The organism is Lelliottia sp. JS-SCA-14, from assembly GCF_035593345.1.
GTDB classification, from domain to species: Bacteria; Pseudomonadota; Gammaproteobacteria; order Enterobacterales; family Enterobacteriaceae; genus Enterobacter; species Enterobacter wanjuensis.
Window position 1 is genome coordinate 4,834,081 of record NZ_CP141606.1, and the last position, 25,108, is coordinate 4,859,188.

Consider the following 25,108-nt stretch of genomic DNA (forward strand, 5'->3'; position numbering starts at 1 on the left):
GCAGGGGACAGTGGCGGCATGGCTTATTTGTTCAGTTCAGCCGTCATGTGCACACGGTTACCGGTGAATGCCTGGGTAATAGTGTAAGACGATGCGCCAGCCTGCTGTGCCTGAGCGGCAATTTTCGCTTCTGCACCATCGATGGTAGAAGAGGTGGCGGTCACGGTTTCAGCAGCGAAAGAACCGAAAGAAGCGGCCAGAGCGATAACTGCAACAAAAGTTTTGATGTTTTTCATGATGTAAATCCTTCATTTGGTTGTTTAGATAAGGCGTTGTGCCTTGATGTGATAATAATAGGCCTCATCATCAACAACGAAAAGCGGAAGGATTTGCTAAAGTCTTTCAAATTTACTGATTAATAATTAAGCGCTGCGGATGGGTGTAGATGGTGACGCGTCCCGGCTTGCAGAACCCCACCAGCGTCAGATTGCAGCGCTGGGCCACTTCCACCGCGAGGGTGGTCGCCGCCGAGACGGCAAACAGGATTTCGACGCCGCACATGGCCGCCTTTTGCACCATCTCATAGCTCGCCCGGCTGGAGACCAGCGCCGCGCCCTGCTGCCAGGCTTCACTCTCTCCGGCGCGACGCCCGAGCAGTTTATCCAGCGCAACGTGACGACCCACATCTTCATGACCGCCCGCAATTTCTCCCGATGGCAGGACCCACGCCGCCGCGTGCGTGCAGCCGCTCAGCTGGCCGATCGGCTGCACGTCGTTGAGATGCTCAAGGGCGCGATCGAGGTGTTTGAGATTGAAAGTTTGGGTGAACGGCAGCGGGACAATCGGCTTGCCGATATCGTTGAGTTGCTCGACGCCGCACACGCCGCAGCCGGTGCGCCCGGCCAGCGCGCGACGGCGCTCTTTGAGGCCCATAAAGCGGCGGCTGGAGAGCTCGATTTGCACTTCCAGACCGTTGCAGACCTTCACCACCTCCATGCCGTAGATCTCCTGCGGGCGCTCGATAATGCCCTCGGAGAGCGAAAAACCGATCGCAAACAGCTCGAGATCTTTCGGCGAGGCCATCATCACCACGTGGGAGATACCGTTGTAGACCAGGGCAACAGGCACCTCTTCCGCCAGAAAATCGGGGACGCCGTGGGTAATGTGAGGGGGTCTGTGTACCACCTGCTCCACAACGCCGACGGGCAGTGGAGACGAATGGGTATCACGATTCTGTTTTGACACAACGGTATTCCTGAGCAACCACAAAGGTGAGCCTGCTATTGCATCACAAACCGCAGGCCTTGCGCATAGTATGGATCAACTTTTCGGCAGCCATACTCATCAAGTTTACCTACTCATTTGGGAGTGGCACAACCGAAGCGCTGATACAGCTCTTTAACAAGCCAGGGCTGAATTGTGATCAATATCACACTTTATAATCATCAGAGTGATAATACGTTCACTTTGTATTAACCCCACCGGAACAGGCTTACCGACATTGTGGTATTCTCAAATCATATCCCTCGTGGAATTGAGGGAATACATCAAATTTTGAGCGTTATGGTTGTTTTGCAATCATGCGCGAAAACAAAAATGAGCATTGTCAGAAAGAACAAAAAAGGAGTGACCCATGCAGGTCAGCAGAAGGCAGTTCTTTAAGATCTGCGCTGGCGGTATGGCAGGCACAACGGCAGCGGCGCTGGGCTTTGCCCCTGGTGTAGCGCTGGCGGAGACGCGGCAGTACAAACTGCTGCGCACCCGCGAAACCCGTAATACCTGTACGTACTGCTCTGTCGGTTGTGGGCTGTTAATGTATAGCCTCGGCGACGGCGCGAAAAACGCGAAAGCTTCCATCTTCCATATCGAAGGTGACCCGGACCATCCGGTCAACCGTGGTGCGCTGTGCCCGAAAGGGGCCGGTCTGGTGGACTTCATCCACTCCGAAAGCCGCCTGAAATTCCCCGAATATCGCGCCCCAGGCTCCGATAAATGGCAGCAAATCAGCTGGGAAACGGCGTTCGACCGTATCGCCAAACTGATGAAAGAAGACCGTGATGCGAACTTTGTCGCGCAGAATGCCGACGGCGTCACCGTTAACCGCTGGCTCTCCACCGGCATGCTCTGTGCCTCTGCATCCAGCAATGAAACCGGGTATTTAACCCAGAAATTTACGCGCGCACTCGGTATGCTCGCGGTCGACAACCAGGCGCGTGTCTGACACGGACCAACGGTAGCAAGTCTTGCTCCAACATTTGGTCGCGGTGCGATGACCAACCACTGGGTCGACATCAAAAACGCTAACCTCATCGTCGTGATGGGTGGAAACGCGGCAGAAGCGCATCCAGTCGGGTTCCGCTGGGCGATGGAAGCCAAAATCCACAATGGCGCGAAACTGATTGTGATCGATCCCCGCTTCACGCGTACGGCGTCAGTGGCGGATTTCTACACCCCTATTCGTTCAGGTACTGACATTACTTTCCTGTCAGGCGTTCTGCTGTACCTGATGACCAACGAAAAATATAACCGTGAATATACCGAGGCTTACACCAACGCCAGCCTGATTGTGCGTGAGGATTACGGCTTCGAAGACGGTCTGTTCAGCGGTTATGACGCCCAAAAACGCAAATACGATAAAACCAGCTGGAACTACGAGCTGGACGAAAACGGCTTTGCGAAACGCGATACCACCCTCGCCCACCCTCGCTGCGTGTGGAACCTGCTGAAAACGCACGTTTCCCGCTATACGCCGGAGGTGGTCGAAAACATCTGCGGCACGCCGAAAGCCGACTTCCTGAAAGTCTGCGAGTACATCGCCGAAACCAGCGCCCACGATAAAACCGCGTCGTTCCTCTACGCGCTGGGCTGGACGCAGCACTCCATCGGCGCGCAGAACATCCGCACCATGGCGATGGTTCAGCTGCTGCTCGGCAATATGGGGATGGCAGGCGGCGGCGTGAACGCCCTGCGCGGTCACTCCAACATTCAGGGCCTGACCGATCTCGGCCTGCTGTCGCAGAGCCTGCCGGGCTACATGACGCTGCCGAGCGAAAAACAGACCGACATCCAGACCTACCTGACCGCCAACACGCCGAAACCGCTGCTGGAAGGCCAGGTGAACTACTGGGGCAACTACCCGAAATTCTTCGTCTCGATGATGAAAGCCTTCTACGGCGATAAAGCGACGGCGGAAAACAGCTGGGGCTTTGACTGGCTGCCGAAGTGGGACAAGGGTTACGACGTTCTGCAGTATTTCGAGATGATGCACCAGGGCAAAGTGAACGGCTATCTGTGCCAGGGCTTTAACCCAGTCGCCTCGTTCCCGAATAAAAACAAGGTGGTGGAGTCCCTGTCGAAACTGAAATTCCTGGTGACGATTGACCCGCTCAACACCGAAACGTCCACGTTCTGGCAGAACCACGGCGAATCGAACGACGTCGATCCGTCGAAAATTCAGACCGAAGTGTTCCGCCTGCCATCCACCTGCTTCGCAGAAGAGAACGGCTCGATCGTTAACTCCGGTCGCTGGTTGCAGTGGCACTGGAAAGGCGCGGACGCCCCGGGCATCGCCCTGAACGACGGCGAGATCCTGGCCGGTATCTTCCTGCGCCTGCGCAAGATGTATGCGGCAGAGGGCGGGGCGAATCCGGAGCAGGTTCTGAACATGACCTGGAACTATTCGACGCCTGACAATCCCGCCCCTGAAGAGGTGGCGATGGAGAGCAACGGTAAAGCGCTGGCGGATGTGATTGATCCGGCTACCGGCACCGTGCTGGCGAAGAAAGGCGATCAGCTGAGCACCTTTGCGCATCTGCGTGATGACGGGTCCACCGCCAGCGGCTGCTGGATTTTCGCCGGAAGCTGGACGCCGAAAGGCAACCAGATGGCGAACCGCGATAACGCCGATCCGTCGGGCCTCGGCAATACCCTGGGCTGGGCATGGGCGTGGCCGTTGAACCGCCGCATTCTCTATAACCGTGCTTCCGCTGACCCGCAGGGTAAACCCTGGGATCCGAAGCGCCAGCTCCTGAAGTGGGACGGCGCGAAATGGGGCGGTGTGGATATTCCGGACTACAGCGCAGCCGCACCGGGCAGCGACGTCGGGCCGTTTATCATGCAGCCAGAAGGTATGGGCCGCCTGTTTGCCATCGATAAAATGGCAGAAGGACCGTTCCCGGAACACTACGAACCGTTTGAAACGCCGCTGGGGACCAACCCGCTGCACCCGAACGTGATCTCCAACCCGGCTGCCCGTATCTTCAAAGGCGATTTTGAAGCGCTGGGCAAAAAAGATAAGTTCCCGTACGTCGGCACCACGTACCGTCTGACCGAGCATTTCCACTACTGGACCAAACACGCGCTGCTTAACGCCATCGCGCAGCCGGAACAGTTTGTGGAGATCGGTGAGAAGCTGGCGAATAAGCTCGGCATCGCGCACGGCGATACGGTGAAAGTCTCCTCCAATCGTGGCTACATCAAGGCCAAGGCGGTGGTGACCAAACGTATTCGCACGCTGAATGTACATGGGCAAGAGGTGGATACCATCGGCATCCCGATTCACTGGGGTTACGAGGGCGTGGCGAAGAAAGGTTTTATCGCCAACACCCTGACGCCGTTCGTCGGTGATGCGAACACGCAGACGCCGGAGTTCAAAGCCTTCCTTGTGAACGTGGAAAAGGTGTAACGGAGACGACTTATGGCTTATCAATCGCAAGACATCATTCGTCGTTCCGCGACTAACGGTCTCACGCCCGCGCCTCAGGCGCGGGACCACCAGCAGGAAGTGGCGAAGCTCATCGACGTTACCACCTGTATCGGCTGCAAAGCTTGTCAGGTGGCGTGTTCGGAGTGGAACGATCTCCGTGACGAAGTCGGTCATAACGTCGGGGTGTACGACAACCCCGCCGATTTGACCGCCAAGTCCTGGACGGTGATGCGTTTCTCGGAAGTGGAACAGAACGACAAACTGGAGTGGCTGATCCGCAAGGATGGCTGCATGCACTGCGCCGATCCGGGCTGCCTGAAGGCGTGTCCGTCAGAAGGGGCTATCATTCAGTATGCCAATGGCATCGTCGACTTCCAGTCTGAGCAGTGCATCGGCTGCGGCTACTGCATTGCGGGCTGTCCGTTCAACGTGCCGCGACTGAACCCGGAAGACAACCGCGTCTACAAATGTACGCTGTGCGTCGACCGCGTGAACGTCGGCCAGGAACCGGCCTGCGTGAAAACTTGCCCGACGGGTGCTATCCACTTTGGCTCCAAAGAGGATATGAAAACCCTGGCGGGCGATCGCGTGTCCGAGCTGAAAACCCGTGGTTACGACAACGCCGGTCTGTACGACCCGGCGGGCGTTGGCGGTACGCACGTGATGTATGTGCTGCACCATGCCGACAAGCCGAATCTGTATCACGGCCTGCCGGAGAACCCGGAAATCAGCGCCACGGTGAAATTCTGGAAAGGTATCTGGAAACCGCTGGCCGCCGTTGGCTTTGCCGCGACCTTTGCCGCCAGTATCTTCCACTACGTCGGCGTCGGTCCGAACCGCGCGGAAGAGGAAGACGACAATCTGCATGAAGAGAAAGACGAGGTGCGCAAATGAAAAGACGTGACACCATCGTGCGCTACACGGCGCCGGAACGTATCAACCACTGGGTCACCGCCTTCTGCTTCATGCTGGCGGCGATAAGCGGGCTGGGGTTCTTCTTCCCCTCCTTCAACTGGCTGATGCAAATTATGGGCACTCCGCAGCTGGCGCGCATTCTGCACCCGTTTGTCGGCGTGATCATGTTTGCCTCGTTTATCATCATGTTTTTCCGCTACTGGCACCATAACCTAATCAATCGGGATGATATCTTTTGGGCGAAGAATATTCGTAAGATCGTCGTCAACGAGGAAGTGGGTGATACCGGGCGTTATAACTTCGGTCAGAAATGCGTATTCTGGGCGGCGATTATCTTCCTGGTCCTGTTGCTGGCAAGCGGCGTGATCATCTGGCGTCCGTATTTTGCGCCTGCTTTCTCAATCCCGGTGATCCGGTTTGCGCTGATGCTGCATTCATTTGCCGCAGTAGCATTAATTGTGGTTATCATGGTGCATATCTACGCCGCCCTTTGGGTGAAAGGCACCATTACCGCGATGGTGGAAGGATGGGTAACCAGCACGTGGGCGAAGAAGCATCACCCGCGCTGGTACCGTGAGGTCCGCCAGAAACAGGAAAAGTCATCTGAATGAGTATTCGCATAATCCCGCAAGATGAGCTGGGTTCGAGCGAGAAACGCACGGCGGAGTATATTCCGCCGCTGTTATTCCCCAGACTCAAGAACCTCTACAACCGCCGTGCAGAGCGTCTGCGCGAGCTGGCAGAGAACAATCCGCTCGGTGAGTTTCTGCGCTTTGCGGCGCTGATCGCCCATGCGCAGGAAGTGGTGCTGTACGACCATCCGCTGCAAATGGATCTCACCGCGCGTATCAAAGAAGCCAATGAACAGGGCAAGCCGCCGCTGGATATCCACGTCCTACCGCGCGACAAGCACTGGCAAAAGCTGCTGCACTCGCTGATTGCCGAGCTGAAGCCGGAGATGAGCGGCCCAGCGCTGGCGGTGATCGAGAATCTGGAAAAAGCCTCTGACCTTGAGCTGGAAGAGATGGCGAGCGCCCTGTTTGCCTCTGACTTTTCTCTGGTCAGCAGCGATAAAGCACCCTTTATCTGGGCCGCACTGTCGCTCTACTGGGCGCAGATGGCGAGCCTGATTCCGGGTAAAGCGCGTGCAGAATACGGCGAAGCCCGCCAGTTCTGCCCGGTGTGCGGCTCAATGCCGGTCACCAGCATGGTGCAAATCGGCACCACGCAAGGTTTGCGCTATCTGCACTGCAACCTGTGTGAAACCGAGTGGCACGTAGTGCGCATCAAATGCAGCAACTGCGAGCAGACCCGCGATCTGAACTACTGGTCTCTCGAAGACGAGAATGCGGCCATCAAAGCGGAAAGCTGCGGCGACTGCGGGACTTACCTGAAAATTCTCTATCAGGAAAAAGACCCGAAAGTGGAAGCCGTCGCCGACGACCTCGCCACGCTGGTGCTGGACGCGCGCATGGAGCAAGAGGGCTTTGCCCGCAGCTCCATCAACCCGTTCCTGTTCCCGGGTGAAGGGGAGTAGTTTTCTGTGATAGTGCCGGGCAGCGCTTGCTTGCCCGGCCTACAGAACGTACGGCGTTTCTACTCCATTAATTCCGGCAAAATCTTTCGTGTTGCGCGTGATCAGCTGGCAATTTCTGACCTGAGCGCTGGCCAGGATAATGGCATCCGGTAGCTTCATCCCGAACTCTGCACGCAGTAAGACACTCCGCTCCGCCACATCCCGCGAGACATCAATCACTTCAAACGCACCCAGCACCGCTGCGGTTTTGGCTTCCTGATGATATTTTCGTGCACCGACCATCACCTCCATCCAGGTGATCATACTGATAGCTCGGTGAGCCGCCCCATTTTCAATGGCATCCGCAGCCTCAACCTTATTGTTCAGGAGATCGATCAGAATATTGGTATCGAAAACCGCCATACGCTCCATGCCTTACCACTCCTCACGCAGCTTACGCTCATACTCAAGGCCATCTTCCTGGCTATCGCCCCATAACCCTAACGCCTCCCGAATCACCGATGAACTTTGCCTGTCGAGATACTGCTCTACCGCTTCTCGTAGCAATTCGGCGCGCGGCTTATTTCGCAGCTGCTTGAGATCATCAAGCCGCTGAAGGACATCGTCTGACAAATCGAGGAGTATTCTGCCCATATCCATTCCAGCCATTATGCTCATATATACTCCGAGTATATCATCGTGGTTATTTTGCAAACAAAATACACATCGAAAATGGGGTTTTAAAGCTCAATTTTGCAGCTGCGATCGTTTTTGCGAGCCTCTTTCCAGATTTTCAATCCCCTTAAAATCGTTCGTTTTCATCTGGTAAAAACCAGGTTATAACGCTGTGTATTCATACAGCCTTCAGGGAAGAATAATGATGACCGATTGTGTTCCCACGAATCGCGCGCTAAGGGTATTCCAGCCTGACGATGCCGGTGCTATCTTGTGTTGATAGATAACACAGAAGGATATCACTATGCCCAGAACCACAAGTATCACCATCGGTGAACACCTCGATCGCTTTATTAGTGAAATGATAGAAAGTGGGCGCTACGGCTCAACCAGTGAAGTCGTTCGCTCTGCTCTGCGTTTACTGGAAGAACAAGAGTTACGAACCGGCAAGCTTCGCGAAGCACTTGAAGAAGGGCTTCGCAGTGGTGAAAGCTCACTGTCATTACAAGAAATCGCGGCAAGGAAGAAACGCCATTTAAATGTATAAACTTTCAAACCTGGCAGCGGATGACTTCGGCGCTGTATATGAATATACGTGGAGGAAATTCGGCCCAGGGCAGGCTGATAAATATACTGACGAGTTGGATTTATTTCTCAGGTTACTGTCGGCCAATCCACAGATGGGTCGGGACTGCTCAAATCTCATAGAAGGGGTTCGACGCCATGATCATCGCCATCACAGCGTTTTCTATCAGCCATCGGATGACGGTATTTTTGTCATCCGTATCTTGCATCAGCAGATGAACCCCTTACTCCATCTGAAATAGAAGGATCACTCCTCCTCGTTCCCACCCTCTTCATACGGACCAAACGGCTTAGCAGGCAGCACGAGGTAAGTACCCTCGAAGATGGCACCGGAGGATTCATCGCCAAACAGCTCGACCTGCATCTGCACGCGCGCTTTTCGTCCGCGCGCCAGGCGGTCCAGATCGCCGCTGAGGGAGCCTAAGTCCGCGACTGCGCTCGGTTTGCCGCTGATAGGGCTGCTGTACCGGATATGGGCGTCGGCGAGAATAATGGTGCCGCCGAGGTGGCGCTCGCGCAGCATCAGCCAGATCAGCCCCCAGCCGGTCAGGGTGGCAAGTGAAAACAGGCTACCGGCGAACAAGGTATGGTGCGGGTTCTGATTGCCGATTTCCGGCATGGTGGTAATGAATTTCTGTCCGGTGTATTGCTGGATACGCACGCCCATCTTTTCGCTCAGCGGAATGTGCTGATACCAGGCCTGCTGCAGCTGACCGCACCAGTCGGCGCGGTGGAGAATATCGTCAAGGGTGGCGATGGGTTTGATCATCAAAAAATGACGAATCGGGGTAGTTTGTGGCGCGGTGATTTCGCCTTCGTTGACGAAACCGAGCTTGGAGAAAAACTCCACCGCATCTTCGCGGGCGCTACAGGTGACGCGTTTCACGCCCTCCTGACGGGCAACGGATTCGAGCGTCATCGCCATCAGGGTGCCAAGTCCTTTGTCCTGCACGGACGGGTGCACGGCCATAAAGCGGATCGAGGCTTCGTTATCGGCATTGATATACAAACGCCCGACGGCAACCAGATTGCCCTCTTCGTCGACCACCATCTGATGATGCGCCATCGCATCCCAGGCGTCGCGCTCGGAGCCTTTCGGCTGATGCAACGGTTTACGCAGCATTTCCCAGCGGAAGTGGTAGTAAACCTCTAATTCTTCTTCTGTTTGCGGTACTCGAAGGTGATACATAGCTGTACTCTCTCTTGTTACCCGCGGCCATGCCGCCAGCTGGCTCATACCTGGAGCCAGAACGTGACGGGGCCATCGTTCACCAGCGAAACCTGCATATCTGCAGCGAACCGTCCGGTTTGCGTGTTCATTTCCTGTTGGCGACAACGTTCAACAAAGTATTCGTAAAGCGCTTCTGCGCGGTCCGGTGCGGCGCCTTTAGAGAATCCCGGACGCATGCCGCGCTCCGTGTCGGCGGCCAGGGTAAACTGCGACACCACCAGCACGCTGCCACCTGCCTGCTGAACGTTAAGATTCATCTTCCCTTCGGCATCGCTGAAAATGCGATACCCGAGCGCACGCTCGCACAGACGGTTTGCTTTTTGTTCGTCGTCATCCCTTTCGACACCTAACAACACCAAAAGTCCTGGGCCAATTTCACCCGTCACCTCATCCTCCACGGTGACGCTGGCACGGGTTACGCGCTGAATCAATGCAATCATGGTTGGTCTGCTTCTTCTTGTTCTGCGGCTTGTTTGAGTTTGCGGTATTCACCGAGAGTGACAGTTATTTCGGCACCTAGCAAGACGATACACCAGGTCCAGTACACCCAGACAAACAAAATCGGGATCACCGCCAGCACGCCATAAATCAGCTGATATGAGGGGAACATGGTGATGTAGACCGCGAATCCTTTCTTGCCCAGCTCGAAGAGGACCGCCGCTACCAGCGCCCCGACGATGGCGTCCCGGTTGGGCACGCGCGTGGTCGGTACCACGCTGTAAAGCAGCCAGAAAGAGAGCCAGGAGAGGATCAGCGGGAAGATGCGTAACACGTTGTCGATCACGCTGTTGAGATCGCTCGCCCAGCGTAACGACAGAAGATAAGAGCTGATCGCCAGACTGGCCCCGGCCAGCAGCGGGCCCAGCGTCAGGATCATCCAGTACACGGCAAAGGAGTAAACTTTGGGCCGCGCCTTTTTACTGTGCCAGATGGTGTTCAGTGCGCTATCAATGGCGTACATCAGCAGCAGCGCCGTGACGATTAAGCCACATGCGCCCACGGCGGTCATCTTGCTGGAGTTCGCCACGAACTGCTCGATGTAGCCCTGAATCACATCCCCGGTAGCGGGAATAAAGTTGGCAAAAACGAAATGCCGCAGCTGCAGGCTGACGTCGGCAAACATCGGAAAGGCAGAGAACAAGGCAAAAATCACCGCCACCAGCGGCACCAGTGAGAGCAACGACACGTAGGCGAGATTGCCCGCCAGCGTGGTCATGTTGTCCTCATCGATGCGCTGCCAGAGCAGTTTGATCCACGCCCGAAACGGACGCGTGTGATGAGTGGCTTTTTGATGAACGGTTTTTAGCATAACTGCTTCGCAAAGTAGTTCGGTATCGTCTCTTTCCCGGTCACCAGGATCGACGTGATACCCAACTGGTTAGCTCCCTCTATATTATCGGCATTATCGTCAAAAAAGACCGTATCGGACGCGGAGAAACCTTCAGCCTGTAAGACGGCCTGGTAAATGCGCGCCTCGGGTTTGCGCATGCCCATCTCCTGCGACAGGTAGATTTTGTCCGCTGCGGCCTGGATTTGCGGGTATTCGTCAGGCCAGAAGGTGGTGTGCAGACGGTTGGTATTGGACAGGACGACCACGCGATGCCCCTGCTCGCGCAGTTTGTTCATGGTGTCGACAACCTCCGGGCGGAGCGCCACAAACACCGCCTGCCAGCCGTGAGCAAATTGCTCGTAACTTAAAGGCAGGTCCATCTCGTGACACATGGCTTCAGCGAAGGCTTCATCGCTGATTTCACCCCGCTCATGCTGATGGAACGCCTCTCCCATGGTGAAATTCTGCTTAAGCGTCGCCAGCGGCACACGGCTAAAATCGCTCCATGCCCCCAGCACTCGATTGAAATCGATATCGACGATGACATTTCCTAAGTCAAAGATATAAAGCATGTTTATCCCCTTCGCGCCGTGGAGAAATAACTGTAGCGGGAAAGAGAGGCTTTGGCTATGCGCCAGATTCAGGTTAGAGCAAGAGAGGATATTCCCCGACGCATCAGTCGCCGGGGATGGAAATGCAGGGATTAACCGGCCTGCTGTTCATCGCTTGAGCTGACTTCGACCAGTTCGACTTTGCTGGATTTCAGCAGGCTTTGCAGCCCAGAGCCGGGAAGTTCGTCGGTGAACAACGCCGTGACCTGCGAAACATTACCAATTTCGACGGCTGCCGAGGCCTGATATTTGGTGTGATCGGCCGCGAGTAAGACATGCCGCGAATGAGCGATCATTGTTTTCACAACGCTGGCTTCATTGACATCAAACTCCATCATCGCCCCATCGCTCTCGATAGCACCCACGCTGGTGACCAGATAATCCGCCCGGAAACCGGAGACAAACGCGGTCGCGGCGGGCCCGATAATCCCACCGTTGTGCGCGCGCAGCGTGCCGCCCGGCACCATCACTTCAAAGCGCGGATTTTTATACAGGATATGCGCCACCCGCAGGCTGTTGGTGATGATGCGCAGGTGGTTGTGATTGAGCAGCGCGCGCGCGACGTGTTCCACAGTGGTGCCGATGGTGATAAAAATCGTCGAGCCGTCCGGGATATAGTCGGCAATGGCTTCCGCGATGGCGCGCTTCTCTTCCGTTAACGAGACTTCACGCTGCTCAAACGCCGTATTGACCACGCTGGAGGCGCGGCCTGCGCCTCCGTGATGGCGCGTAATTAAGCCCTGCTCGCTGAGTTTGCGGATATCCCGACGCACGGTCTGCGTGGAGACATCCAGCAGTTGCGCCAGTTCATCAATGTTCATGTAGCCGCGATCGGCGATCAACGTCAGCAGTTGATCGTGTCGCGGATTACCGGTCAGTTCAGTCAGGCTCATGGGCTGTCCTCGAAATACCATCACGCCCCGCATTTTATACAAAAAGTGACAAGAAAGAGCGGGTTTGATCACAGTCAGGGATGCCAGCACGTCCGCCGGGACGCGTACATTTCAGCGCGGCAACGGCGCTGGCAAACTGAACCGCCTCTTCCACCCGCGCTTTCTGCGCCAGACTCACCGCCAGAGCGCCATGAAAAACGTCGCCCGCGCCCGTGGTATCCACCACTTCCACGCTAAAACCGGGCTGATGACAAAGCTCTCCGGCATCAAGCCAGTAACAGCCCTCTTTGCCCTGAGTGACGTAAACATGTCCATTTGTGAGCGTTTGTGCTTTTTTCAGTGCGTCGAAGGGTGAAGAGAGGCTGGTCAGGCGCTGCAGGCCCGGTGCGGAGAAAGCCGCGTGATCGCTCAAGGCCACCAGCTCGCTGATATCCTGCGGCGTGATATCCGCATCCAGCACCGTCGTCACGCCCTGCTCACGTGCGCAGGTGAAAGCCTGCTTTGCCCCGTCGTGCCAGCGCACATCCGTCAGCACCACGTCCCATTGAGAGAAGTCGATTTCGCGCAGCCAGTCCGCCTCCGCCGGGAGATCCGGGCTGGGATAGTTGGCAATAATGCGCTCGCCACTGGCATCCACCAAAACCGCAGATTGCGAAGAGCGCGCCCCTTTCACGACGCGGGTGTAGCGGGTGTTTACCCCCAGGGACTCCAGCTCCGCGAGGAGTCGGTTGCCAGTATCGTCGTCACCCACGCGGCCAATGAAGTCCACCTGTGCGCCCAGTTTTGCCGCGGCCACTGCCGCCGTCGCCGCCGGGCCACCGCCCACTTCCGTATAGTTATTCGCGACATACTTTCCGCCTTCCTTCGGTAAATCACTGAGATACCAGATGCGATCCAGCACGGTGATGCCAACACACACGATTCGAGTCATGGTTTTTCCTTATGCGTTTTTGATGCCTCTCATTTTAATTTCACAAAATGTTTAAAAAGTGACCCATGTCTATTTTTTGACTATAAATTACAAATACGATCAAAAACAGACACCACAAACGCTCACTAATTGACAATTTGTGACAAGCAGGAGAGAGGAATGTCAGCAATCGCATTTATAGGTTTAGGGCAGATGGGCGCGCCGATGGCGAGCAATCTGCTTAAGCAGGGCCACCAGCTGAAGGTATTTGATGTGAATCCTGAGGCGGTTCAGGCGCTGGTCGCAAAGGGGGCGCAAGCGGCGACGACGCCCGCGGATGCAGCAATCGACGCCGAGTTTGTTATCACCATGCTGCCCAACGGCGATTTGGTTCGTGCGGTTCTGTTTGGTGAAAACGGTGTTTGCCAGAGGTTATCTCGCGAAGCGCTGGTCATTGATATGTCGACCATTCACCCGCTGCAAACAGACAAGCTCATTGCAGAGATGGCGGAGCGCGGGTTCAGCATGATGGATGTGCCCGTCGGCCGCACCTCTGACCATGCCATTGCCGGAACCTTGCTGCTGCTGGCAGGCGGCACGCCTTCGCAGGTCGAGCGCGCGACGCCGGTGCTGATGGCGATGGGGAGCGAACTCATCAACGCGGGCGGTCCCGGCATGGGGATCCGCGTCAAGCTCATCAACAACTACATGAGTATCGCCCTGAACGCCCTTTCCGCAGAAGCCGCGGTGCTGTGCGAAGCCCTGGGGCTCTCTTTCGACGTGGCGCTGAAAGTGATGAGCGGCACGCCCGCAGGCAAAGGCCATTTCACCACCTCCTGGCCGAACAAAGTGCTGAAAGGCGATCTTTCCCCGGCGTTCATGATCGACCTTGCCCATAAAGATCTGGGGATTGCGCTGGACGTTGCTAACCAGCTGCACGTCCCGATGCCGCTCGGGGCAGCTTCCCGTGAAGTTTACAACCAGGCGCGCGCCGCCGGACGCGGCCGCGAAGACTGGACCGCGATTCTCGAGCAAGTTCGGGCGTCTGCCGGGCTGAACCACACACGTTAATGAAAAGGACTGAAGAATGACCCCTTATACCCTGAAAGATATCACCCGACCTTCCGGCGGTTTCGCCATGCTGGCCGTCGATCAGCGTGAAGCGATGCGCCTGATGTTTGCCGCTGCGGGCGAAAAACTGCCGGTCACTGACCAGCATTTAACGGATTTCAAAGTCAACGCGGCAAAAATCCTCTCGCCTTACGCCTCGGCCATCCTGGTCGATCAGCAGTTTTGCTATCGCCAGATCGTCGAGCAACACGCCGTCGCCAAAAGCTGCGCGATGATTGTCGCTGCCGATGAGTTTATTCCGGGGAACGGACTTCCGGTCGACAGCGTCGTTATTGATAAAAGCATCGATGCCCAGGCGGTACGACGCGACGGCGGCAAAGCGCTGAAACTGCTGGTGTTGTGGCGCAGCGATGAAGATCCGCAGCAGCGCCTTGAGATGGTAAAAGCCTTTAATCAGCTGTGTCACAGCCAGGGGCTGCTCAGCATCATTGAACCAGTGGTGCGCCCACCGCGCCGCAGCGCGGCCTTCAACCGTGAGCAGGCCATCATCGATGCGGCGAAAGAGCTGGGTGATAGCGGGGCCGATCTCTACAAAGTCGAAATGCCGCTGTTCGGCAAAGGCACTCAGCAAGAGCTGCTGGCCGCCTCGCAAAAGCTGAATGAGCAGATCGCCATGCCGTGGGTGATCCTCTCTTCCGGCGTTGATGACAAACTCTTCCCGCGCGCCGTCCGCGTGGCGATGCAGGCGGGCGCCTCCGGCTTCCTGGCTGGTCGCGCCGTGTGGTCGTCCGTGGTGGGTCTGCCGGACACGGAGCTGATGCTGCGCGATGTCTCTGTGCCGAAACTGCAGCGTTTGGGTGAGATTGTTGACGAAATGATGGCAAATCGCTGAAAGAGGGATTGAACAATGAAATGGTTTAACACACTGAGCCACAACCGCTGGCTGGAACAAGAGACCGATCGCATTTTTGATTTTGGCAAAAACGCCGCCGTCCCGACCGGTTTTGGCTGGCTGGGTAATACCGGGCAGGTGAAAACGGATATGGGGACGCATCTGTGGATCACCGCCCGCATGCTGCACGTCTACGCCGTAGCCGCCGCGATGGGCCGCCCTGGCGCGTATGCCCTGGTGGAGCACGGGATTAACGCCCTGAACGGTGCGCTGCGCGATAAAGAGTACGGCGGCTGGTACGCCTGCGTGAACGACGAAGGCGTTATCGATGCGTCCAAGCAGGGCTATCAACACTTCTTCGTGTTACTCGGTGCGGCCAGCGCCGTGACGACGGGCCATCCGCAAGCGCGCCAGCTGCTGGATGATGCCATCGAGGTGATCGAGAAATATTTCTGGAGCGAACAGGAGCAGATGTGCCTGGAATCCTGGGATGAAACCTTCAGCAAAACCGAGGATTACCGCGGCGGCAACGCCAATATGCACGCCGTTGAAGCCTTCCTGATCGTCTACGACGTCACCCACGACCGCAAATGGCTGGACCGCGCCCTGCGCGTCGCCTCGGTGATTATTCACGATGTCGCCCGCAAAGGGGAGTATCGCGTTAACGAACATTTCGACACCGACTGGAACCCAATTCGCGATTACAACAAAGACAATCCGGCGCACCGTTTCCGCGCTTACGGCGGCACGCCGGGCCACTGGATCGAGTGGGGCCGCCTGATGCTGCATCTGCGTGCGGCGCTGGAAGCACGCTTTGAAACCCCGCCGGAATGGCTACTGGAAGATGCGAAAGGCCTGTTCCACGCCACCATTCGTGACGCCTGGGCACCGGACGGCGCGGACGGGATCGTCTACACCGTCGACTGGGACGGCAAACCCATCGTCCGCGAACGCGTGCGCTGGCCGATCGTCGAAGCCATGGGGACAGCCTACGCGCTCTATACCGTCACCGGCGATCCGCAGTATGAAGCCTGGTATCAGACCTGGTGGGAGTACTGCATCAAGTACCTGATGGACTACGAAAATGGCTCGTGGTGGCAGGAGCTGGATACCAACAACGAAGTGACCACCAAAGTCTGGGACGGCAAGCAGGATATTTACCATCTGCTGCACTGCCTGGTGATCCCGCGTCTGCCGCTCGCTCCGGGTCTTGCACCTGCCGTCGCGGCCGGGCTGCTGGACTGCAACGCGAAGTAATTCCAGGAGAAGGGCATGCATAAAAGTGGCAAAACCCTCGTCCTGAATGCGGGCGATTACCGGGCTGAAATCGTCACCGTGGGCGCTGGGCTGGCTTCCCTGACGCATCGTGGGCGTCACCTTGTGATCCCGCACGCGCCGGAAGAGATGCCGTTAGCCCATCTGGGAAAAGTCCTGATTCCCTGGCCCAACCGCATCACGGATGGCCGCTATACGTTCGACGGTGAAACGCTGACGCCCGCCATCAACGATCGCGCCTCGAATACGGCGATCCATGGGCTGCTGGCATGGCAGAACTGGCAGATTGCCGGGCAGACGCCCTCAAGCGTTACGCTGACGGCCTTTTTGCCGCCGACCTACGGCTACCCTTTTATGCTTGCCGCTGAGATCACTTACCAGCTGGTTGAGTCTGCGGGCCTGAGCGCCCGTATTCTCAGCAAAAATCTCGGGGATCGTGCTGCGCCTTATGGCGCAGGCGTTCACCCCTATCTGACCTGCAATCAGCAGCCTATCGACCGCTGCGAGTTGCAGCTGCCCGCCTGCGATATTTTTGACGTTCCGACATCAACGCGCGGCGCGGTCAGGGAACTGGATTTCCAGGCACCGCGCACCATCGGCTCGACGCAGATCGACCACACCTTTCACCCGTTGGACGTCGGGTCTCGCTGGGAAGTCAGGTTAACGGACCCGCAAAGCGCGATGGCCGTTTGGCTGCGCTCGAACCAGCCGTGGATCCAGATTTACTCCGGCGAAAAGCTGGAACGAAGAGGCCTTGCGGTGGAACCGATGAGCTGTCCGCCGGATGCCTTTAACTCAGGCGTTGACCTGGTGGTCCTCGGACCGGGCGACGCCCATCAGATGAGCTTTGAAATTGGCTGCGAATAACTAAAACAAAGAACCCTTACCCTACAACGGAGGTCAAAATGGCTTCGCAATACCCTGATGTGAAAGTGATAACCCGTGACGATGGTTTTAGCCTGTCGTTTCAGGACCGCCTGATCCTGTGCCACACGCCGCAATCGCCTTGCCTGTGGATGGGTTCGGGCGCGGCAGATATTGAGATGTTTCGCGGCAACTTCAGCATCAAAGACAAACTCAACGAGAAGATTGCCCTGACGGATGCGACGGTCACAGCGCAAGGCGCAGGCTGGACGATTCGTTTTACCCGCGGGGATGCGGTGAGCGCCACCTTGCTGGTCGGCACGGATAAACAGGGCCGCCTTGAGCTGAAACTCAAAAACGAGCTTCCCAGCCATAACCGCATCTGGCTGAGACTGGCGGCGCAGCCAGCGGACCATATCTATGGCTGCGGCGAGCAGTTTTCATATTTCGATCTGCGCGGCAAACCTTTCCCGCTGTGGACCAGCGAACAGGGCGTGGGGCGTAACAAACAGACCCTCGTCACCTGGCTTGCCGACTGCAAAGAGAATGCGGGCGGGGATTATTACTGGACCTTCTTCCCCCAGCCGACCTTCGTCAGCACGCAAAAGTATTACTGCCACGTCGATAACAGCTGCTACATGAATTTTGACTTCAGCGATCCTGATTTCCACGAGCTGGCGTTCTGGGAGGATAACGCCACGCTGCGCTTCGACTGTGCTGAAACCTATGTCGATCTGCTGGAAAAACTGAGCGGATTACTGGGCCGACAGCCGGAGCTGCCGGACTGGGTTTACGACGGCGTGACGCTGGGCGTTCAGGGCGGGACCGAGGTGTGCCAGCAAAAGCTCGATACGATGCGTAACGGCGGCGTGAAGGTGAACGGCATCTGGGCGCAGGACTGGTCCGGCATCCGCATGACCTCGTTCGGCAAGCGCGTGATGTGGAACTGGAAATGGAACCGCGAGCTTTATCCGCAGCTTGATGAGCGCATCCCGCAGTGGAAACGCGAAGGCGTGCAGTTCCTCTCCTACATCAACCCGTACGTTGCCAGCGATAAAGATCTCTGCGAAGAGGCAGCGACACGCGGCTATCTGACCAAAGATGCCGACGGCAAAGACTATCACGTCGAGTTCGGCGAGTTTTACGCGGGCGTGATCGACCTGACCAACCCGGAAGCCTACGACTGGTACAAAGAGGTCATCAAACGTAACCTGATCGAACTCGGCTGCGGCGGCTGGATGGCGGACTTTGGCGAGTATCTGCCTACCGACACCTTCCTGCACAACGGCGTGAGCGCCGAGATCATGCATAACGCCTGGCCTGCCCTGTGGGCGAAGTGTAATTACGAGGCGCTGGAAGAGACCGGCAAGCTCGGCGAGATCCTGTTCTTTATGCGCGCGGGTTACACCGGGAGCCAGAAGCATTCGGTGATGATGTGGGCGGGCGATCAGAACGTGGACTGGAGTCTGGACGACGGCCTGGCGTCAGTGGTTCCGGCGGCGCTGTCGCTGGCGATGACCGGGCACGGTCTGCATCACAGCGATATCGGCGGTTACACCACTTTATTCGAGATGAAACGCAGCAAAGAGCTCCTGCTGCGCTGGTGCGATTTCAGCGCCTTCACGCCGATGATGCGCACCCATGAGGGGAACCGCCCTGGCGATAACTGGCAGTTCGACAGCGACGCAGAAACTATCGATCACTTCGCCCGAATGACATCCATCTTCACCACCCTGAAGCCCTACATCAAAGACGCCGTGGCGCAGAACGCGAAACGCGGCCTGCCGGTGATGCGCCCGCTGTTCCTGCATTACGAGGATGACGCGCAAACCTATTCCCTGAAATATCAGTATCTGTTTGGCCGCGATCTGCTGGTCGCGCCCGTGCATGAAGAAGCTCGCCGCGACTGGACGCTTTATCTTCCGCAGGACAGCTGGATCCACGCCTGGACGGGAGAAGAGTACACCGGCGGAGAAGTGACGGTGCAGGCGCCATTGGGCCAGCCGCCGGTCTTTTATCGGGCTAACAGTGAATGGCGCAAGCTGTTCGACCAGCTTATCGCTCTGTAATTCAAGGAAAGAACATGGACTTCTTTACTCTGTTTACTCCAGACGGTGTGCCTCTGGATTACGGCGTGATGGCTATCGTGATTGCCATTATGTTTATGTACACCTTCGTTGGGATCTGCGCCGGTTTCGGCGGCGCACTCACCACCATGCCGCTGATTACCCTGCTCCTGCCGCTGAAAATGGCGGCACCGATGTCGGTAATTGTCGGCACGGCGACGGCGCTGTACGCCACCTGGCTCTCGCGCAAAGAGACGCAGTGGAAATCAGCGCTGGTGCTGATTCTGTTCTCCTTTGCCGGGATCCCGGTCGGCATTTACGCGCTCTCTTATCTGCCCGATCACATCATGAAAATCGGTCTCGGCGGTTTCCTGATCCTCTACTCCTTCTACAGCCTGTTTATTTCGCGTCTGCCGGTGTATGACAAAAACTGGATCGCCATGCCGATTGGCGTGATTGCCGGTGCGCTGGGTTCAGCCTTCTCCACCAACGGGCCGCCGGTGGTGATTTACGGCATGCTGCGCAATCTGGCTCCGGCGGCGTTTCGCGGCACCCTGAATGCGTTCTTTACCGCCAACAACATCGCCATTATTGGCGGGCTGACCACCAGCGGTATTTTGACAGTGTCGACCATCAAGCTGGTGCTGTTCTGCGTGCCGACCATGATCCTGGGGTCGCTGGTGGGCCAGTACGTGCACAAGCGGATCTCCGTTAACGTCTTCCGGGTGATGGTCTTTTTACTGCTGATTGCCTCGGGCGCGATGCTGATCAAAGGCGCCACGGGCATCTCCACGCTGAGTGCGTTACTGCCGGTGTTTGGTTTGCTGCTGGTACTGCAGATCCTGTTTGGCAAAAAAGTGGCCGCCATTCGCGCCGCCAGTCAGAGTTAGCGGAGAAGAGACGATGAGTCAGTCAATGACCGAAAACGGTAATCCGGCCAGTCTGCGTTTGCCGTTTAAAGAGAAACTGGCCTATGGAATGGGCGATCTGGGTTCCAATATTCTGCTGGATATTGGCACACTCTATTTGCTGAAGTTTTACACCGACGTGCTGGGGCTGCCGGGCACCTACGGCGGCATTATCTTTTTGATTGCCAAGTTCTTTACCGCGTTTACCGACATGGGCACCGGGATTATGCTCGACTCGCGACGCAAGATTGGGCCAAAGGGGAAATTTCGCCCGTTTGTGCTGTACGCGGCGTTTCCGGTCACGCTGTTAGCTATCGCCAACTTTGTCGGCACCCCTTTTGATATCACCGGCAAAACGGTCATGGCAACCCTGCTGTTCATGCTCTACGGGTTGGTTTTCAGCATGATGAACTGCTCCTACGGGGCGATGGTGCCTGCTATCACCAAGAACCCCGATGAGCGTGCCGCCCTCGCCGCCTGGCGTCAGGGTGGAGCAACGCTCGGTTTGCTGCTCTGCACGGTCGGTTTTGTACCGGTCATGAACCTGATTGAAGGCAGCTCGCAGGCTGGATACATCTTTGCCGCCACGCTGTTTTCCCTCTGCGGATTGCTCTGCATGTGGTGCTGCTATCGGGGCGTGAAGGAGCGCTACGTCGAGGTGCAGCCTGCCCATATGGCGCAGAAACCGGGCCTGCTCCAGTCGTTCCGGGCTATCGCCGGGAACCGGCCACTGTTTATCCTCTGCATCGCCAACCTGTGCACCTTAGGCGCATTCAACGTCAAACTCGCGATTCAGGTTTACTACACGCAATACGTGCTCAACGACCCGATTTTGCTGTCGTACATGGGTTTCTTCAGTATGGGCTGCATTTTTGTCGGCGTATTTATGATGCCCGGCGCGGTGCGGCGCTTTGGCAAGAAAAAAGTCTATATCGGCGGGCTGCTGATCTGGGTGGCGGGCGATCTCCTGAACTACTTCTTCGGCGGTGGGCCGGTCAGCTTTGTCGCATTCTCCTGTCTCGCTTTCTTCGGGTCGGCATTCGTGAATAGCCTGAACTGGGCGCTGGTGTCGGACACGGTGGAGTACGGCGAATGGCGAACCGGCGTGCGATCGGAAGGGACGGTTTACACCGGATTTACCTTCTTTCGCAAGGTGTCGCAGGCGCTGGCCGGTTTCTTCCCGGGCCTGATGCTGACGCAAATCGGCTATGTGCCCAACGTGGTTCAGTCCGCCGGTACCGTGGAAGGCTTACGCCAGCTGATATTCATCTATCCGTGCATTCTGGCCGTCGTCACCATTGTGGCCATGGGCTGCTTCTATAACCTCAACGAGAAGCTGTATGTGCGCATCGTTGAAGAGATAGAGCTACGTAAGGCGCTATGAGGATCGCGTATGACTAAGACCCCTGATCCGTTAACCCTGAAACTGAGCCTGCGCGAGAAGTTTGCCTATGGAATGGGTGATTTTGGCTCGAACCTGATTCTGTCGATTGGCACGCTGTACCTGCTGAAGTTTTATACGGATGAGCTGGGCATGCCGGCGTTTTACGGTGGGATTATTTTTCTGGTGGCGAAGTTCTTCACCGCCTTCACCGACATGCTAACCGGTGTGCTGCTGGATTCACGGCGCCATATCGGCGCACGGGGGAAATTCCGGCCCTTTATTCTGTACGCCTCCGTTCCGGTCGCGCTGGTCGCGACGGCACAGTTCATCGCCAATGATTTCAGTCTGACGGTCAAAACGGCCATCGCCACCGTGTTATTTATGCTCTTCGGCCTGTTCTACAGCCTGATGAACTGCTCGTACGGGGCGATGGTTCCGGCGATCACCAAAAACCCGAACGAGCGCGCGCATCTTGCGGCCTGGCGTCAGGGCGGAGCCACGGTGGGGCTGCTGCTGTGTACGGTGGGCTTTATGCCCATACAGGCGCTGTTTGCCAGCCAGACGTCGCTGGGGTATCTGGTGGCCGCGTTGCTCTTCGTGACTACCGGGCTGTTCTGCATGTGGTATTGCTACAGCGGCGTGCAAGAGCGTTACGTCGACATCACGCCCGAGCACCATAAGCCTGGGATCATGAAATCGTTTTATGCGATTTTCCGCAATCCCCCGCTGCTGGTGCTGTGCATCGCCAATCTCTGCACACTGGCGGCTTTTAACATCAAACTCGCAATCCAGGTCTATTACACCCAGTACGTGCTTAACGATATTCATCTCTTGTCGTGGATGGGTTTTTTCAGCATGGGCTGCATTCTGGTGGGCGTACTTATGGTGCCGGGCGCAGTGAAACGCTTTGGCAAAAAGCAGGTGTATTTGGGTGGGCTGACCCTGTGGGCAGTGGGCGATGTGCTGAACTTTGTCTGGGGAAGCAGCTCGCTAACGTTCGTACTGTTTTCCTGTATGGCGTTTTTCGGCACGGCTTTCGTGAACAGCCTGAACTGGGCGCTGGTGCCGGATACCGTTGAGTATGGGGAGTGGAAGACGGGGATCCGCGCCGAAGGCTCGGTCTATACCGGCTATACCTTTTCGCGCAAGATTTCGGCGGCGCTCGCCGGATTCTTACCAGGGATTATGCTCACGCAAATCGGTTATATCCCGCACGCGGTACAAAGTGCAGGCACCCTGCTTGGCCTGCGTCAGCTGATTTTTCTTTGGCCGTGCGGGCTGGCGATTATCGCCGCCATCACCATGGGACTGTTTTATAAGCTCAACGAGCAACGCTTCGCGTTTATTATTGAGGAGATAGGAAAACGGAAACAACCGCCGGAACCGCAACCCGATGCCCCGGCAAACAATAAACCGTCTACTGTGACCTTATACTGACATAAAAAAAGCCGCTGAATATCAGCGGCTTTTCGCATTACGCACCTCAGAGAGGTATCGTATTAGTCTTTGCTGCCACGGCCCGCACGTTTACGGTCGTTCTCAGTCAGGTGACGTTTACGGATACGTACGGAGGTAGGGGTAACTTCTACCAGTTCGTCGTCATCGATAAATTCCAGAGCCTGCTCAAGAGACATTTTCTGTGCTGGAACCAGCGTGGTGGCTTCGTCAGTACCGGAAGCACGCATGTTGGTCAGTTTCTTACCGGTCAGGCAGTTTACAGTCAGGTCGTTAGAACGACTGTGAATACCGATGATCTGGCCTTCGTAAACTTCTGCACCGTGACCCAGGAACAGCTTACCGCGGTCCTGCAGGCTGAACAGTGCGAACGCAACTGCTTTACCCTGACCGTTAGAGATCAGCACGCCGTTCTGGCGCTGGCCGATTTCACCCGGTTTAACGTCATCGTAGTGGCTGAAGGTGGAGTACAGCAGACCAGTACCGGAGGTCATGGTCATGAACTCGGTACGGAAGCCGATCAGGCCACGTGCCGGGATCAGGTAATCCAGACGAATACGGCCTTTGCCGTCAGGGATCATGTCTTTGACATCGCCCTTACGCTCGCCCATTGCCTGCATCACAGAACCCTGGTGCTGTTCTTCGATATCCAGCGTCACGTTCTCGAACGGCTCTTGCATACGGCCATCGATCATACGGTTGATAACTTTCGGACGGGACACAGCCAGTTCGAAGCCTTCACGACGCATGTTTTCGATAAGAACAGACAGGTGCAGCTCGCCACGACCGGATACACGGAACGCGTCCGCATCTTCGGTTTCTTCAACACGCAGTGCCACGTTGTGCACCAGCTCTTTGTTCAGGCGGTCAAGGATCTGACGAGAGGTAACGTATTTACCTTCTTTGCCACAGAACGGAGAGGTGTTGACGTTGAAGAACATGGTAACGGTTGGTTCATCAACAGACAGGGCTGGCAGCGCTTCGACGTTTTGCGGATCGCAAAGAGTGTCGGAGATGTTCAGCTCGCCCAGACCGGTGATCGCGATGATGTCGCCCGCTTCGGCTTCGGTGGATTCAATACGCTCCAGACCGAGGTGAGTCAGTACTTTACCGACTTTACCGTTACGAGTTTTACCTTCGCTGTCGATGACAGTGACTTGCTGGTTAGGCTTCACTTTACCGCGCTTGATACGACCGATGCCGATAACGCCAACGTAGTTGTTGTAGTCCAGCTGGGAGATCTGCATCTGGAACGGACCATCGAGGTCAACGCTTGGTGCTTTAACGTGGTCAACAATCGCCTGGTACAGCGGAGTCATGTCTTCCGCCATCTCATTGTGATCGTTACCCGCGATACCCATCAGTGCTGATGCATAGATGATTGGGAAGTCGAGCTGCTCGTCGCTCGCGTCCAGGTTCACGAACAGGTCGAAGACCTGATCCACAACCCAGTCAGGACGCGCGCCAGGACGGTCAACTTTGTTGATAACCACGATTGGCTTCAAACCATGGGCAAATGCCTTTTTGGTTACGAAGCGCGTCTGCGGCATTGGGCCATCCATTGCGTCAACGACCAGCAGAACGGAGTCTACCATGGACATTACACGTTCAACTTCACCACCGAAGTCGGCGTGCCCAGGGGTATCAACGATGTTGATACGGTAGTCATTCCATTTGATAGCGGTGTTTTTAGCGAGGATGGTAATCCCACGCTCTTTCTCCAAATCGTTGGAGTCCATCACGCGTTCGGTGGCTTCAGCACGTTCATTACTGAAGGTACCGGATTGCTGCAGCAGCTTGTCAACCAGGGTAGTTTTACCATGGTCAACGTGCGCGATGATGGCGATATTACGCAGATTTTCGATCACAACTTTGCCTCAGG

The 25,108-nt window shown here is 56.4% G+C and carries 25 protein-coding genes; 14 read left to right on the forward strand and 11 right to left on the reverse strand.

Going from position 1 to position 25,108, the window contains the following annotated elements; genetic code table 11:
* Positions 1 to 23: 23 nt before the first annotated feature.
* Both U9O48_RS22560 and fdhD read right to left on the reverse strand, forming a co-directional pair.
* The gene (locus tag U9O48_RS22560) at positions 24 to 236 is read right to left on the reverse strand and encodes a YdgH/BhsA/McbA-like domain containing protein (protein ID WP_285154591.1); all 213 of its coding nucleotides are present in this window, start codon (positions 234 to 236) and stop codon (positions 24 to 26) included.
* 112 nt (positions 237 to 348) lie between these two features.
* Positions 349 to 1,185 carry a formate dehydrogenase accessory sulfurtransferase FdhD gene (gene fdhD / locus U9O48_RS22565; protein WP_285148608.1) on the reverse strand — a complete coding sequence of 279 codons (837 nt, stop codon included), beginning with the start codon at positions 1,183 to 1,185 and terminating at the stop codon, positions 349 to 351.
* Between the two features lie 388 nt (positions 1,186 to 1,573).
* On the opposite strand from fdhD, the gene fdnG reads away from it, so the two are divergent.
* The 4 genes from fdnG to fdhE are packed head-to-tail and all read left to right on the forward strand — an operon-like array spanning position 1,574 to position 7,097.
* On the forward strand, positions 1,574 to 4,624 hold the full coding sequence (fdnG, locus tag U9O48_RS22570; protein WP_324723237.1) for a formate dehydrogenase-N subunit alpha: 3,051 nt from the start codon (positions 1,574 to 1,576) through the stop codon (positions 4,622 to 4,624).
* Positions 4,625 to 4,636: 12 nt separating this feature from the next.
* Entirely contained in the window at positions 4,637 to 5,539 is a 903-nt protein-coding gene (gene fdxH, locus U9O48_RS22575; protein ID WP_324723238.1) for a formate dehydrogenase subunit beta, read from the forward strand.
* Positions 5,536 to 6,171: a formate dehydrogenase cytochrome b556 subunit gene (fdoI, locus tag U9O48_RS22580; RefSeq protein WP_095284024.1), complete on the forward strand. Its 636-nt coding sequence runs from the start codon at positions 5,536 to 5,538 to the stop codon at positions 6,169 to 6,171. The genes fdxH and fdoI overlap by 4 nt, the downstream gene beginning before the upstream one ends.
* A complete protein-coding gene (fdhE, locus tag U9O48_RS22585) occupies positions 6,168 to 7,097 on the forward strand; it encodes a formate dehydrogenase accessory protein FdhE (RefSeq protein ID WP_282492186.1) in 930 nt (309 codons plus the stop codon). Before fdoI ends, fdhE begins: the two co-directional genes overlap by 4 nt.
* A gap of 39 nt (positions 7,098 to 7,136) precedes the next feature.
* On the opposite strand, the gene U9O48_RS22590 is transcribed toward fdhE, so the two are convergent.
* Together U9O48_RS22590 and U9O48_RS22595 are read right to left on the reverse strand one after the other, a co-directional pair.
* Positions 7,137 to 7,508, reverse strand: coding sequence for a type II toxin-antitoxin system VapC family toxin (locus U9O48_RS22590; RefSeq protein ID WP_282492187.1), 372 nt, complete (start codon positions 7,506 to 7,508; stop codon positions 7,137 to 7,139).
* Positions 7,509 to 7,511: 3 nt separating this feature from the next.
* Positions 7,512 to 7,754 (reverse strand): ribbon-helix-helix protein, CopG family, encoded by a 243-nt coding sequence (locus U9O48_RS22595; RefSeq protein ID WP_285148612.1) that lies wholly within the window; start codon positions 7,752 to 7,754, stop codon positions 7,512 to 7,514.
* Positions 7,755 to 8,055: 301 nt separating this feature from the next.
* On the opposite strand from U9O48_RS22595, the gene U9O48_RS22600 reads away from it, so the two are divergent.
* Complete coding sequence (locus tag U9O48_RS22600) at positions 8,056 to 8,298, forward strand: type II toxin-antitoxin system ParD family antitoxin (RefSeq protein ID WP_285146452.1); 243 nt, start codon at positions 8,056 to 8,058, stop codon at positions 8,296 to 8,298.
* On the forward strand, positions 8,291 to 8,578 hold the full coding sequence (locus U9O48_RS22605; protein WP_285146451.1) for a type II toxin-antitoxin system RelE/ParE family toxin: 288 nt from the start codon (positions 8,291 to 8,293) through the stop codon (positions 8,576 to 8,578). The genes U9O48_RS22600 and U9O48_RS22605 overlap by 8 nt, the downstream gene beginning before the upstream one ends.
* A 5-nt stretch (positions 8,579 to 8,583) precedes the next feature.
* Here the strand turns inward: U9O48_RS22605 and fabY are convergent, their stop codons facing one another.
* The 6 genes from fabY to U9O48_RS22635 all read right to left on the reverse strand — a co-directional run bounded on the left by fabY (position 8,584) and on the right by U9O48_RS22635 (position 13,332).
* Entirely contained in the window at positions 8,584 to 9,525 is a 942-nt protein-coding gene (gene fabY / locus U9O48_RS22610) for a fatty acid biosynthesis protein FabY (protein ID WP_282492190.1), read from the reverse strand.
* A gap of 44 nt (positions 9,526 to 9,569) precedes the next feature.
* Positions 9,570 to 10,007, reverse strand: a complete 438-nt coding sequence (dtd, locus tag U9O48_RS22615; protein ID WP_285148624.1) for a D-aminoacyl-tRNA deacylase — start codon at positions 10,005 to 10,007, stop codon at positions 9,570 to 9,572.
* Positions 10,004 to 10,876: a virulence factor BrkB family protein gene (locus tag U9O48_RS22620; protein WP_282492193.1), complete on the reverse strand. Its 873-nt coding sequence runs from the start codon at positions 10,874 to 10,876 to the stop codon at positions 10,004 to 10,006. The genes dtd and U9O48_RS22620 overlap by 4 nt, the downstream gene beginning before the upstream one ends.
* Complete coding sequence (yihX, locus tag U9O48_RS22625; RefSeq protein ID WP_285146450.1) at positions 10,870 to 11,469, reverse strand: glucose-1-phosphatase; 600 nt, start codon at positions 11,467 to 11,469, stop codon at positions 10,870 to 10,872. Before yihX ends, U9O48_RS22620 begins: the two co-directional genes overlap by 7 nt.
* A 131-nt stretch (positions 11,470 to 11,600) precedes the next feature.
* A complete protein-coding gene (locus U9O48_RS22630; protein ID WP_285146449.1) occupies positions 11,601 to 12,401 on the reverse strand; it encodes a DeoR/GlpR family DNA-binding transcription regulator in 801 nt (266 codons plus the stop codon).
* Between the two features lie 34 nt (positions 12,402 to 12,435).
* Positions 12,436 to 13,332: a sugar kinase gene (locus U9O48_RS22635; protein ID WP_324723239.1), complete on the reverse strand. Its 897-nt coding sequence runs from the start codon at positions 13,330 to 13,332 to the stop codon at positions 12,436 to 12,438.
* 159 nt (positions 13,333 to 13,491) lie between these two features.
* On the opposite strand from U9O48_RS22635, the gene yihU reads away from it, so the two are divergent.
* The 8 genes from yihU to U9O48_RS22675 are packed head-to-tail and all read left to right on the forward strand — an operon-like array spanning position 13,492 to position 23,208.
* Entirely contained in the window at positions 13,492 to 14,382 is an 891-nt protein-coding gene (gene yihU, locus U9O48_RS22640; protein WP_324723240.1) for a sulfolactaldehyde 3-reductase, read from the forward strand.
* A gap of 16 nt (positions 14,383 to 14,398) precedes the next feature.
* Entirely contained in the window at positions 14,399 to 15,274 is an 876-nt protein-coding gene (yihT, locus tag U9O48_RS22645) for a sulfofructosephosphate aldolase (protein ID WP_285146446.1), read from the forward strand.
* Positions 15,275 to 15,289: 15 nt separating this feature from the next.
* Entirely contained in the window at positions 15,290 to 16,531 is a 1,242-nt protein-coding gene (yihS, locus tag U9O48_RS22650) for a sulfoquinovose isomerase (protein WP_285148628.1), read from the forward strand.
* Between the two features lie 15 nt (positions 16,532 to 16,546).
* A complete protein-coding gene (locus U9O48_RS22655) occupies positions 16,547 to 17,416 on the forward strand; it encodes an aldose-1-epimerase (protein WP_285148630.1) in 870 nt (289 codons plus the stop codon).
* Positions 17,417 to 17,454: 38 nt separating this feature from the next.
* Positions 17,455 to 19,482, forward strand: a complete 2,028-nt coding sequence (locus U9O48_RS22660; RefSeq protein ID WP_285148632.1) for an alpha-glucosidase — start codon at positions 17,455 to 17,457, stop codon at positions 19,480 to 19,482.
* 14 nt (positions 19,483 to 19,496) lie between these two features.
* Positions 19,497 to 20,369, forward strand: coding sequence for a sulfite exporter TauE/SafE family protein (locus tag U9O48_RS22665; RefSeq protein WP_324723241.1), 873 nt, complete (start codon positions 19,497 to 19,499; stop codon positions 20,367 to 20,369).
* A 25-nt stretch (positions 20,370 to 20,394) separates the two neighbouring features.
* Complete coding sequence (locus tag U9O48_RS22670; RefSeq protein ID WP_390888236.1) at positions 20,395 to 21,771, forward strand: MFS transporter; 1,377 nt, start codon at positions 20,395 to 20,397, stop codon at positions 21,769 to 21,771.
* A gap of 9 nt (positions 21,772 to 21,780) precedes the next feature.
* Positions 21,781 to 23,208, forward strand: coding sequence for an MFS transporter (locus tag U9O48_RS22675; RefSeq protein ID WP_324723242.1), 1,428 nt, complete (start codon positions 21,781 to 21,783; stop codon positions 23,206 to 23,208).
* Between the two features lie 62 nt (positions 23,209 to 23,270).
* Here U9O48_RS22675 and typA read toward each other — a convergent pair whose 3' ends face one another.
* A complete protein-coding gene (gene typA / locus U9O48_RS22680; protein ID WP_282492205.1) occupies positions 23,271 to 25,094 on the reverse strand; it encodes a ribosome-dependent GTPase TypA in 1,824 nt (607 codons plus the stop codon).
* Positions 25,095 to 25,108: the final 14 nt, after the last annotated feature.